The organism is Brevibacillus sp. SIMBA_040 (genome assembly GCF_046535075.1).
Classification (GTDB): domain Bacteria; phylum Bacillota; class Bacilli; order Brevibacillales; family Brevibacillaceae; genus Brevibacillus.
Genome location: NZ_JAWRXI010000004.1, coordinates 14,240 through 25,873, shown reverse-complemented (window position 1 = coordinate 25,873; position 11,634 = coordinate 14,240). Strand labels below are relative to the sequence as shown.

Genomic DNA, 11,634 nt, shown 5'->3' with positions numbered 1-11,634 from the left:
AAGTGGATTTTTCTTTTCCATGCAAGGTTCTAGTTAGGAGGCGGTAGGATGGAGGAGCAGCAACAGACGATCTCCCTGTTTGCCGAGACGTATATACGCGGCTTTATCGCACAAGAAATTTTTTACAATGAAGAAACGTGGTACGGAGTTATCCGTCTTAAAATAGAAGAGACTACCGAATCCATCAAAGAATCGGAAGTGGTCGTTGTCGGGAATTTCCCCCGTCCGCATCCTGATGAGCTCTATACGTTCTACGGGGAATGGAAGACACACGCGCGCTTTGGACAACAATACGTAGCCAGACGGTACGAAAGAGAAACCCCGAAGACATTGGCTGGGGTAGAGCGGTATTTGGCGAGTGGGTTGTTCCAGGGCATCGGAAAAAAGATGGCAAAAAGAATCGTTGAGCACCTAGGGGTCGATGCGTTAACTGTGATTGCAGATTACCCTGAGCGCTTGGCGGAGATACAGGGAATTTCCGAGTCGCGTGCCAAAATCATCTATGAATCGGTTATCGAGCATCGTTCTCTCGAGAGTGCGATGGTATTTTTGTACGACTTCGGCATTGGGGTCAACATGGCGCTGCGTATTTATCAGACCTACAAGCTAGAGACAATGACAGTACTCACGGAAGAACCGTATCGCCTGATTGAAGACATCGTCGGTATCGGCTTCAAGCGAGCGGATGACATCGCCCGTGCGACAGGGATTGCCGCTTCGTCCGAGGAGCGGGTCAAGGCAGCTGCCCTGTTCATATTGCAGGAAGCCTCCTATTCAGAGGGGCATGTCTACTTGCCGGTGGAGGACCTTTGTGAAAAAACACTGCAACTTTTGGAAGAATGCGGGGGTCATGTGTTTTCTAGCGAAGATATCACACTCGCTGTGGAAGCCATGTTTGTCGCCAGCAAAATCGCTTGGGAAGATGAAAGAGTGTATTTGCCCTCCCTGTTTTTTGCTGAGCTTGGGCTCGCCAAGCGACTCCGCCATTTTTCGCAAAGGGATTCTTTTGCGTCTTTTCCAGCCTCAGAGTTTTATCATGCGCTGGGAGCTGTTGAGGACGAATTGGCCATCACGTATGCCCAGACACAGCGTGATGCTATTGAACAGGCGATCAAATCCGGGTTGATGCTGTTAACAGGTGGACCTGGTACAGGAAAAACAACGGTGATTCGCGGGATTTGCCGTGTGTTTTCGCAGCTCCACGGGCTTTCTCTTGATCTCAAAAAGTACGATGAAGAAAATCCGTTTCCGATTGTGCTGGTGGCTCCAACGGGGCGTGCGGCCAAACGAATGACAGAGACTACGGGCTTGCCCGCGATGACGATTCATCGCTTGCTTGGGTACAAAGGAGAGAGTTTTGAGCATGACGCTGAGCATCCCATTCGCGGTCGGCTGCTGATTGTAGATGAAATGTCGATGGTCGATATTTGGCTTGCGAACCAGCTTTTCCGTGCTGTTCCCGATGACATGCAAATTATCATGGTGGGGGACCCGGATCAGCTTCCTTCCGTAGGGCCAGGTAACGTTCTTCTCGATATGATTCGCTCCGGACTTTTGCCTCTGGCACAACTGACAGAGATTTACCGGCAGGCAGTAGAGTCTACGATTATTCGTCTGGCGCATGATGTGCGTAAAGGCACAGTACCCGCAGATTTGCTGCATACAACTCCGGATCGCCGATTTTTCACAAGTTCGCCACAAGATGTTCCGGAAGCAGTGAAACAAATTTGCTCCGGAGCCGTAAAAAAAGGGTATACGGCAAAAGATGTACAGGTTTTAGCACCTATCTATAAAGGCAGTGCCGGAGTTAATCGGTTGAATGAGGAACTGCAGGAGCTGTTTAATCCAAAAACAGCCGGAAAGCGTGAAGTTAAATTCGGTGAAATGGCTTTTCGGACAGGCGACAAGGTCTTGCAATTAGTAAATAATGCCGAGGAACAGGTTTTCAACGGTGACATGGGTGAGATAGCGGCCATTTTTTTCCCGAACGAAAATGCCGAGAATGAAGAGATGCTGGTCGTTGCTTTTGACAACCGGGAAGTGGTGTACAAGCGTTCGAATTATCATCAGCTGACGCTTGCCTATTGCTGTTCGGTACATAAATCGCAAGGTAGCGAATTTCCGATTGTGGTCATGCCGTTTGTCAAAAGCTATTATCGGATGCTCAGACGCAAGCTAGTCTATACGGGGATAACCCGGAGCAAATCCTTCCTGATCATGTGCGGAGAGCCTGATGCCTTCCGTGCAGCTGTCGAAACAGATGAAGAAGGAATCAGATACAGCTATTTGGAGGAACGGCTGAAGCAGGAGTAAGGACAATGGTTGGAACCATTTGCGCCGAATGGACAAATCCTTTTCGCCCGATACTAAATGAGCGGAAGGGGGATGTCCCACATGCGCAAGGCAATGGATGCAGTCGGTTTGCCCGTCGTATGCCTGCAGACAGGAGAGACGATTGGTACCGTTCGTGACATTCTTTGCGACTCCACTTGGCATGTACGAGGAGTCTTGCTGAGCGAACAGGGTTGGTTCCATCCAGGTACCTATATCCCTACCGAACAAATTCATGCGGTAGGGGAGACCTGCCTTACCGTTACGGGAAAAGACGCCATCACGCCCTTACCTCATCTCGCCGTTTCGGAACCTGTCGGCATCGTGACGGGAAAGACAAAACTTAAAGGAAAAGCGGTTATAACCGCTTCCGGAACACTCCTGGGCAGATTGGAAGATGTTTACTTTTCTGCAAACTGGGAGAAACTAGTAGGGTACGAACTATCCAATGGATGGTTAGCGGATCTCACCGAGGGGCGCAAGCGCTTGTCCGCACCATCAGCTGTCATTGTCGGGGAAGAAAACCTGATCGTGCCGGATTTTTGTTCGTAGCCAGGCGTGAAAGGGAGGATTCGTGATGCGTGTCATTTGCCCGAATTGCAGTTCCAAGGATGTAGGCAAGATTGGAACCAATCAGTACTACTGCTGGAACTGCTTCATAGAAATGAGCGTAACAAATGAGCAGATTGCTTCTGTCTATCAGGTAGAGGAAGATGGCTCATTGCATTCGCTCAATGATCTGTTTATTGAAGATCAAACGGTTTCCGCTCAGTTAAACATGTAATTCATGTGAGCGGCAAAAACAATTGGAGGTGGCACGCTTGTTCATTCGAAGCCTGTTGCGCGTTCTTGCCACAAGCGGTATTGTGGCTGTCATCGGTTATCTGATGGCTCCTCGCCGTCGCAGTCGGTTTTCACTGAATTTGAATCGCTTGCCGTTTTCGATGCGTGATGTACGGCGTATGTTGAAGACGAGCCGCAAGGTCCTGCGTGCTGTTACCCGTTAATTCGTAAATGCCCGCTTAGCGGAACATAAATAAACGCCCGAACGTATGATAGTTCGGGCGCCTTTTTTGTCTCTGTTATTAAGATTGTTCTGCGAGTCGTTTTTGCCCGCGGCTTTTCATTCGACCGATTAAAAGGACTCCAACGACTACCGCAACGATGAACAGCCATTTCACCCATGGATAAGTAGTGAAGAACGGGACCAGGAACTTCTCGGTTGTTACCATGCTCGCAGCTGTATAGGCAAGAACAGCAGAACCGATATAAATCACAACCGGATAACGTTCCATCACTTTCAAAATCAATGTGCTTCCCCAAACCATGATCGGAACACTGATGACGAGTCCGATGACGACTAGCAAGAAGTCACCGTGTGCAGCACCGGCTACTGCAATTACGTTATCCAGTCCCATTACCGTATCGGCAACGATAATCGTCCAAATGGCAGCACCAAGGCTTCCACTAGCCTTCATGGTGTCGTGACCCTCATCTTGTACCAGCAATTTGAGGGAAATCCAGATCAGAATCAATCCACCGACCAAGAGCAGACCAGGTATTTTCAACAACCAGACAACGGCTAGGGTTGCCAAAGCACGGATGACGATCGCTCCAACGGTTCCCAAAATGATGGCCTTTTTTTGTTGATGGGCAGGCAAGTTGCGTGCTGCCATCCCGATGACAATTGCGTTGTCACCGGCCAACACTAAATCAATTACGATGATGGCAAGTAGTGCTGACCAAAACTCAGGGGTTAACAATAGTTCCATTTCTTTTCCTCCTCCTCGTCCTTTGGAAGTGAATAATCCACTGGCCGTTTTCTTCATACCGCCTACTTTAGTTTGTCTGAAGTGGGAAAAAGAAAACGACCTTTCCCTGGGCAGGTAAAGGTCGTTAGAAACCAAAAATAGACCTTTACCTGTTAGGCAAAGGTCTTGCTTACAACATTAGAAAAACATGTTGCCAACATAGCCGGGGATAAATCCCGTAATGACGACTATGTTGCGTAAAAGCTACTCCCCTTTGGAGATATTCTCTTGTATTTCCATACTACTTCGATGTTTCTGATGTGTCAATAGGGTACATGATTTTTGTGTAACTGTGACAACCTATCCATTATGGAAACGGAAGGGAGGGGTGGCAAAGTGGATGATCTTAGGCGTAGTCGCTTGTTTGCTGCGGCTATTTGGCTCATCATCCTGCTAGTCATCGGCAATCTCCTGTGGCTGCTCCGCCCTGTCGTAGCACAGGTCTTTCTTTTTTTAGAGGAAGTATTCGTCCCTGTTTTGGTAGGGCTCGTCATTGCCTATTTGCTGCATCCAATCGTGCAGATGCTGGAAAATCGAAGAGTTCCTCGCTTGATTGCGGTACTTCTCATTTATGGATCGTTTGTATTGGTGATTACCATTGCAGTAGTCAATGCGATACCGATCTTCACGACGCAGCTGGTGGAACTGTCCGATGACCTGCCCAGGCTGACTGACTGGTATTACAAGTGGATGAGTGAATGGGAAGCACATAAATATTTTTTGCCAGATAGCATATCGCATGGTGTAGATCGCGTAATTATCCAGTCTCAGGAGGGCATGTCACATACGGTGACAAAGCTGGTCAACAATGCCCGGAATTCGCTTGGAAAGGTTCTAGCATTTGCTGTTGTTCCATTCATCGCCTTTTATTTTTTGAAAGATATGAAAGAATTGCATCAAACGGGAATGCTCATTGTCCCTCGAGCTTATCGCAAGCAGGTTCTTGTTGTTCTTCGTGACATCAACGAATCGCTTGGAAATTACATACATGGACAAATGACGGTCGCCCTCATCGTTGGGGTGTTTGCATACCTCGGCTATTGGTGGATCGGAATGCCGTACCCTTTTGTGTTGGCCGCATTTGTTTGCTTGACGAATATCATCCCGTACATTGGGCCTTTGATTGGGGCTGCGCCTGCAGTTGTAGTAGCATTGACGATTTCTACAAAGACACTTTTGCTGGTGATCGCTGTCAATCTGATCATTCAAATAGTAGAAGGGAATATTTTGTCACCGAATATCGTCGGGCGTTCGCTGCATCTCCATCCCTTGCTTATTATCATGGCACTTCTGGCTGGAGAAGCGATCGGTGGCATTATCGGGTTGATTATTGCAGTCCCTGTTCTTGCCGTGTGCAAGGTCATTGCGACTCGAATCGCAGTGATGATGCATGAAAGTTGACAGTGATCGCCAAAAAAATTTATAATACGAACAAAGCAATAGTGGCATTGATCAATGAGGGAACGAGTAAGTTGCAGACCTTCTACAGAGAGGACGCTCCACGGTTGAGAGGGCGACCAGAAGAAGTGCAGCTGAAGGCTACTCCTAAGACCCGGCAAAAACCGGCGGCATGGCACCGTTATTCGCCGTTAAAGCGACAGGCACGAGCGCAGATTGGTGTAGCGAGCCTGTAAGCAGGGTGGTACCGCGAGAAAAAACAGTTCTCGTCCCTGAGGGGATGGGGGCTTTTTTCATTTTTAGAAGAGGAGAATGTAGATGAAAAAGCTGACAGGTAATCAAATTCGTCAGATGTTCCTTGACTTTTTTGTGGAAAAAGGACATCGCATCGAGCCAAGTGCTCCCTTGGTTCCCATCGACGATCCATCCCTGTTGTGGATTAACAGCGGTGTTGCAACCCTCAAAAAATATTTTGATGGACGCATCATCCCGGATAACCCACGTATCACCAACTCCCAAAAATCAATTCGCACCAACGATATCGAAAACGTAGGGCGGACTGCTCGTCACCATACGTTCTTCGAAATGCTCGGTAATTTCTCTATTGGGGAGTACTTCAAAGAAGAAGCAATTGAGTGGGCATGGGAATTTTTGACCAGTCCAAAATGGATCGGCTTTGATCCTGAACTTCTTTCCGTTACGATTCACCCAGAGGACGAAGAGGCATATGAGCTGTGGAGCAAAAAAATCGGTGTTCCTGAAGAGCGCATTATTCGTTTGGAAGGAAACTTCTGGGATATCGGAGAAGGTCCAAGCGGTCCAAACACGGAAATCTTCTACGATCGTGGCGAGTCCTTCGGCAACGATCCGAATGATCCTGAGCTGTATCCAGGTGGCGAGAATGAACGTTATTTGGAAGTGTGGAACCTGGTATTCTCCCAGTTTAACCACAACCCAGACGGAACGTACACGCCACTGCCGAAGAAGAACATTGATACCGGAATGGGTCTGGAGCGTATGGCTTCGGTCATTCAAGGTGTGGACAACAACTTTGAAACAGATTTGCTGTTCCCTCTGATTGAGAAAACAACAGAGATTTCTGGCGTGAAATACAAAGAAAGTGCGGAAATGGACGTAGCGCTGAAAGTCATTGCCGACCATGCTCGTACCGTTGTATTTGCGATTGGGGATGGTGCGCTTCCTTCCAACGAAGGCCGCGGTTATGTCATCCGCCGCTTGCTTCGTCGTGCTGTTCGCATGGGTAAAAAGCTGGGCGTGGAAAAACCGTTCCTGTACAGCTTGACCGAAACTGTGGGAACCATGATGGGCGAGTTCTATCCAGAGGTTATTTCGAAACGCCCGTTTATTGAAAAAGTAATCCGTGCCGAGGAAGAGCGCTTCCACGAAACACTGAACGATGGACTGGCGATTCTCGCTGAAATGGTGAAGGCAGCGAAGGCAAAAGGTGAAACACAGCTGTCCGGCCAAGATGTCTTCAAAATGTATGACACCTATGGATTCCCTGTAGATTTGACAGAAGACTTTGCCGCTGAGCAAGGACTGTCCGTTGACCGTGATGGCTTCGATCAGGCGATGGAAGAACAGCGCGAGCGTGCCCGTGCAGCTCGTCAAGATGTGGACAGCATGCAAATCCAGGGTGGTCCATTATCCGATTTGACGGTTACGAGCCAATTTGTTGGTTATAATGAATTGGTAGCAACAGGAAAAGTAGAAGCTATCATTTGGGACAACCAGCTGACGGATGAAGCACAGGAAGGTCAAACTGTTCAAGTGATCCTGGATCAAACGCCTTTCTATGCGGAGAGCGGTGGACAGATCAATGACGAGGGTTATCTGGTCTCTGACTCTGTCAAAGCTCGCGTGTTGGACGTACAAAAAGGACCGATGGGTCAAAACGTACATTCCGTACTCGTGGAAGCAGGTACACTTCTCAAAGGTGAGGAAGTACGCGCAGAAGTAAATCGCGAATCCCGCCTCGCAATCACGAAAAACCATACAGCTACACACCTTTTGCATCAGGCGTTGAAGGATGTCCTGGGAACACACGTGAATCAGGCAGGTTCTTTGGTATCTCCAGAGCGACTGCGCTTTGACTTCACACACATTAGTGCGATTACACCAGAAGAGCTGGAGCAAATCGAAGCGATTGTGAATGAAAAAGTGTGGGAGAACCTGGCTGTCGATATTTCCAACAAGGCATTGGCTGAAGCAAAAGCGATGGGTGCGATGGCCTTGTTCGGTGAAAAATACGGCGATGTTGTACGTGTCGTAAAAGTTGGCGATTACAGCCTGGAGCTTTGTGGTGGCTGCCATGTCAGCAACACAGCTGAAATCGGTTTGTTCAAGCTGGTTAGCGAAAGCGGTATCGGTGCAGGTACTCGCCGTATCGAAGCCGTAACCGGAAAAGGTGCTTACCAATTCCTGAACCAACAATTCTCTACACTCAAAGAAGTAGCGCAAGCACTCAAAGCACCTGTGCTGGCAGAAGCGCCTGCTCGTGTAGAAGGACTGCAGCAGCAACTGAAAGAATTAGGGCGCGAAAACGAGTCCCTGCGTGCGAAGTTGGGCAATATCGAAGCAGCTTCTCTGACTGATCAGCTGAAGCAGGTAGATGGCATGAATGTGCTGGCAGCCCGCGTTTCCGCAGTAGATATGGACAACCTGCGTGGCATGGTGGACGAGCTGAAAAACAAGCTTGGCTCCGCTGTCATCGTACTTGGGGCTGTAGACGGCGACAAGGTAAACCTGGTAGCAGGTGTAACCAAGGACCTGATGGATCAAGGTATTCATGCAGGCAAAATCATCAAAGATGTAGCAACCCGTTGCGGCGGGGGCGGCGGAGGCCGTCCTGACATGGCGCAAGCTGGTGGTAAAGACCCATCTAAGCTTCAAGAAGCGCTGGATGCGGTAGCGGATTTGGTGAAGAGTCAAGCAGTTGCAAAATAATGATTTCTCGCGAGAAATTTGCAAGATCGACAGGAAAGAGTCGACGTAAGTCGAATACAGTTGTTAACAAGTAACCTTTTCTTATACGTTTAAAAGGAAATCGAGGTGTTGATTGTGAGTTCGTTGGATAATACCATGAAATTCACGGTGCCCAAGGAAGCGAATGCGGCGGATGTGCAAGAGACGTTGACAGAGGTGTACAAGGCCCTGCAGGAAAAAGGATACAACCCGATCACCCAGATCGTAGGTTATTTGCTTTCTGGCGACCCGGCGTTTATCCCACGCCACAACAACGCACGCAGCCTGATTGGCAAATTGGAACGGGACAAAATCATAGAAGAGTTGGTGACCGTTTACTTGTCCGAGCGCAAGTAGACCTGATAACATGACACGATTCTTGGGATTGGATGTTGGTGACAAGACGATTGGAGTTGCGGTCAGTGATGAGCTGGGATGGACTGCCCAAGGGGTAGAAACCATCAAACGGCAATCCAAGGAAAAAGATCTTGCTCGCTTAAATGAATTAATTGCCCAGTACGGCGTGGGTGGATTTGTAGTAGGTTTGCCGAAAAACATGAATGGCACAATCGGCCCGAGGGCTGAAATATGCCAGGCATTCGGCAAGTTTTTGGAGGAACGCACATCTCTTCCGGTCCACATGTGGGACGAACGTTTGACGACCATGGCAGCCCAGCGGATGTTGATCTCCGCGGATGTCAGTCGTCAAAAAAGAAAGACGGTAATAGACAAAATGGCGGCCACTTTAATCCTGCAGGGATATTTGGACGCGAAATCGAGGTGACCCATACGTGAGTGAAGAGATGACCACAGAATTTGAAGTGGGCGATGTGATTGCCCTAACAGAAGAAGGTACAGAAGAGCCGCGCGACTTCCGAATCATGTACATTTTTGATATTGAAGATCGTAGCTATTTGGTACTGGTGCCAGTAGACCAGGAAGAAGAAGAGGAGTACGAGGTACACTTCCTGCGTTATGACGGTACAGATATGCTGGCGCCGATCGAGGACGATGAAGAGTGGGAGCAAGTTGAGGCCACTTTTGAAACATTGATCTCTGATTTGGAAAAAGACGGTATTTAATAAGCTCAGGCTGTAAAAGAGGACTTTCGGACAGAAGGTCCTCTTTTTTCGTGCCGTTCATACTCATGCTGGAAAAAAACGCTAGGATTCGCTTGGATTCGGCAGAATATCCTATACGGTGACAGCAAGAGACAGCTCTAGTATAATGAATGGGATGGAGAGAAGAGACCCTAAAGGGAGGATTTCTAGCTTGAAACCAAAGTCACAGTTGCCTGATTTCGAGGCGGTACGACCAGTTGTAAGACGGCGTAGAAGAGGCGGACGAGTCCTGTTGTGGATCATTGCCTTGTTCTTGCTGATCATCCTGGCTGCCGGGGGAGCAGCATGGTATGTCTATCAGCAATTACAACCGGTAGCGGGTAGTCCGACTACGAAAAACGTTACAATCCCGTCAGGCTCATCAGCCCGGGAAATTGGTCGATTATTAGAAGAACAAGCCCTTATACGAAATGCTGACATGTTCAACTACTATGTGAAGTATAAAGGAGTTGCCCCACAGCTGAAGGCAGGCGAGTACCAGTTTACGACGGGACAAACCATAGACGACTTGCTTGCAGCCATGACGGAAGGGAAAACGGTCATCAATTCAGAGCGTTTTACCATCCCGGAAGGCTGGAATGTGGAGCAGATTGCCGATCATCTAGCAAAAGAAGGAATAGTAGAGAAAGAAGCATTTTTGAAAGAAGTAAATGAAGGCGAGTTTCCGGAATTTCCGTTTGTAGCAGCGATTCCAAAATCAGCAGAGCGGAAAAACCGACTAGAGGGATACTTGTTCCCGGAAACGTATGAGGTCAAAAAGGATTCTACGGCTCATGAAGTCGTTTCACGTATGCTGGCTCAATTCCAAAAAGAATGGAAGCCTGAGTGGGACGAGCAATTGAAAAAGCACGATTTGACACAGGATCAAGCGATCACTCTGGCGTCGATCGTAGAACGGGAAGTCACAGTAGATATGGAGCGTCCAACCGTCGCAGGCGTTTATTTCAATCGAATTCGGGATAAATGGCCGCTTCAGGCAGATGCTACCGTCCAATTTATTTTGGGCAAGCAGCGGGATCGGTTGACCTATGATGACTTGAAAGTAAAGAGTCCTTATAATACGTACACCAATCCAGGGCTGCCACCTGGACCGATCGCGAGCCCGGGGAGATTATCCATCGAGGCAGTTGTGAATCCAGAGCAACATGACTACTTTTTCTACGTAACTAAAAAAGATGGAACGTCAGAACATTACTTTTCGAAAACATTGCAGGAGCATAATGCGAATAACGCAAAAAGCAGGGGAAACTAACCAGGTTTCCTCTGTTTTTTTACATGAGGTATGCTATAATTATGCGGTTGTAAAGTAGAGGAGTGAAGGCATGATTACCAATCCGGCGATAGATGATTACGTGTCCGGCCTGGTTCCCGAACGTTCCCCGCTGTTGATGCGTTTGGAGAAGGAGGCTGCTGAGGAAAATATTCCCATCGTTCAGCTCGCGTCTGCTCAAGTGATGCGGATGCTGCTGTTGCTTCATCGCCCGAAGTCAATTCTTGAAGTGGGAACTGCAATCGGTTATTCCACCATTTGGCTTGCGGAGGCTGCTCCTGAGGCGCAGATCGTAACCATGGATATAGACGAAGACAGACTTGTTCGTGCACGTGCAAATATCGAAGAGGCAGGCTGTGCCAGCCGCGTCGAAATATTATCGAGAGATGCGACGCTGGGGCTTCCGGATACGTATCAATTTGACTGTCTGTTTATTGATGCGGCCAAAGGACAGTATCGCACGTTTCTCGATCGATATTTACCGCTTTTGCGAGACGGTGGACTGGTGATTAGCGACAATATTTTATTCCGCGGTTTGGTAGCGACTCCTGATGAAGCAGGAAAGCGCCAGCGTCCGATGGTAGACAAGCTTCTTGCTTTTAATACACACTTGAAAGAACGACCTGATCTGGAGACGACCTTTATTCCGGTAGGGGATGGTCTTGCTGTCAGCCTCAAGAAAAGTGTTTCCGGTGCGTAATAACAGCTTTGATGATTG

13 protein-coding genes are annotated in these 11,634 nt (G+C 48.4%); 12 read left to right on the top strand and 1 reads right to left on the bottom strand.

The window, feature by feature from the left end; genetic code table 11:
* Positions 1–48: 48 nt before the first annotated feature.
* From recD2 to SB752_RS08010, 4 genes are all read left to right on the top strand, one after another.
* The gene (gene recD2, locus SB752_RS08025) at positions 49–2,313 is read left to right on the top strand and encodes an SF1B family DNA helicase RecD2 (protein ID WP_410715168.1); all 2,265 of its coding nucleotides are present in this window, start codon (positions 49–51) and stop codon (positions 2,311–2,313) included.
* A gap of 81 nt (positions 2,314–2,394) precedes the next feature.
* Positions 2,395–2,883, top strand: coding sequence for a PRC-barrel domain-containing protein (locus SB752_RS08020; RefSeq protein WP_410715167.1), 489 nt, complete (start codon positions 2,395–2,397; stop codon positions 2,881–2,883).
* A 25-nt stretch (positions 2,884–2,908) separates the two neighbouring features.
* Positions 2,909–3,115: a hypothetical protein gene (locus SB752_RS08015; protein ID WP_049737968.1), complete on the top strand. Its 207-nt coding sequence runs from the start codon at positions 2,909–2,911 to the stop codon at positions 3,113–3,115.
* Between the two features lie 28 nt (positions 3,116–3,143).
* On the top strand, positions 3,144–3,338 hold the full coding sequence (locus SB752_RS08010; RefSeq protein WP_410715450.1) for a hypothetical protein: 195 nt from the start codon (positions 3,144–3,146) through the stop codon (positions 3,336–3,338).
* Between the two features lie 78 nt (positions 3,339–3,416).
* Here the strand turns inward: SB752_RS08010 and SB752_RS08005 are convergent, their stop codons facing one another.
* The gene (locus SB752_RS08005; protein WP_410715166.1) at positions 3,417–4,103 is read right to left on the bottom strand and encodes a TerC family protein; all 687 of its coding nucleotides are present in this window, start codon (positions 4,101–4,103) and stop codon (positions 3,417–3,419) included.
* A 375-nt stretch (positions 4,104–4,478) separates the two neighbouring features.
* On the opposite strand from SB752_RS08005, the gene SB752_RS08000 reads away from it, so the two are divergent.
* The 8 genes from SB752_RS08000 to SB752_RS07965 all read left to right on the top strand — a co-directional run bounded on the left by SB752_RS08000 (position 4,479) and on the right by SB752_RS07965 (position 11,616).
* A complete protein-coding gene (locus SB752_RS08000; protein WP_410715165.1) occupies positions 4,479–5,543 on the top strand; it encodes an AI-2E family transporter in 1,065 nt (354 codons plus the stop codon).
* 104 nt (positions 5,544–5,647) lie between these two features.
* Positions 5,648–5,776 (top strand): hypothetical protein, encoded by a 129-nt coding sequence (locus SB752_RS07995; RefSeq protein WP_410715164.1) that lies wholly within the window; start codon positions 5,648–5,650, stop codon positions 5,774–5,776.
* An 82-nt stretch (positions 5,777–5,858) separates the two neighbouring features.
* Positions 5,859–8,507, top strand: coding sequence for an alanine--tRNA ligase (gene alaS / locus SB752_RS07990; protein WP_410715163.1), 2,649 nt, complete (start codon positions 5,859–5,861; stop codon positions 8,505–8,507).
* 114 nt (positions 8,508–8,621) lie between these two features.
* Positions 8,622–8,882, top strand: a complete 261-nt coding sequence (locus SB752_RS07985; RefSeq protein WP_007727936.1) for an IreB family regulatory phosphoprotein — start codon at positions 8,622–8,624, stop codon at positions 8,880–8,882.
* Positions 8,883–8,892: 10 nt separating this feature from the next.
* Complete coding sequence (ruvX, locus tag SB752_RS07980) at positions 8,893–9,309, top strand: Holliday junction resolvase RuvX (RefSeq protein WP_410715162.1); 417 nt, start codon at positions 8,893–8,895, stop codon at positions 9,307–9,309.
* Between the two features lie 7 nt (positions 9,310–9,316).
* Positions 9,317–9,607 carry a DUF1292 domain-containing protein gene (locus SB752_RS07975; protein ID WP_410715161.1) on the top strand — a complete coding sequence of 97 codons (291 nt, stop codon included), beginning with the start codon at positions 9,317–9,319 and terminating at the stop codon, positions 9,605–9,607.
* 190 nt (positions 9,608–9,797) lie between these two features.
* On the top strand, positions 9,798–10,898 hold the full coding sequence (gene mltG / locus SB752_RS07970) for an endolytic transglycosylase MltG (RefSeq protein ID WP_410715160.1): 1,101 nt from the start codon (positions 9,798–9,800) through the stop codon (positions 10,896–10,898).
* 70 nt (positions 10,899–10,968) lie between these two features.
* Positions 10,969–11,616 (top strand): O-methyltransferase, encoded by a 648-nt coding sequence (locus SB752_RS07965; RefSeq protein WP_410715159.1) that lies wholly within the window; start codon positions 10,969–10,971, stop codon positions 11,614–11,616.
* Positions 11,617–11,634 lie beyond the last annotated feature (18 nt).

Coding starts and splice junctions, on each gene's coding strand:
- recD2 (WP_410715168.1), top strand. CDS start 49: ATGGAGGAGCAGCAACAGACGATCTCCCTGTTTGCCGAGACGTATATA.
- SB752_RS08020 (WP_410715167.1), top strand. CDS start 2,395: ATGCGCAAGGCAATGGATGCAGTCGGTTTGCCCGTCGTATGCCTGCAG.
- SB752_RS08015 (WP_049737968.1), top strand. CDS start 2,909: ATGCGTGTCATTTGCCCGAATTGCAGTTCCAAGGATGTAGGCAAGATT.
- SB752_RS08005 (WP_410715166.1), bottom strand. CDS start 4,103: ATGGAACTATTGTTAACCCCTGAGTTTTGGTCAGCACTACTTGCCATC.
- alaS (WP_410715163.1), top strand. CDS start 5,859: ATGAAAAAGCTGACAGGTAATCAAATTCGTCAGATGTTCCTTGACTTT.
- ruvX (WP_410715162.1), top strand. CDS start 8,893: ATGACACGATTCTTGGGATTGGATGTTGGTGACAAGACGATTGGAGTT.
- SB752_RS07965 (WP_410715159.1), top strand. CDS start 10,969: ATGATTACCAATCCGGCGATAGATGATTACGTGTCCGGCCTGGTTCCC.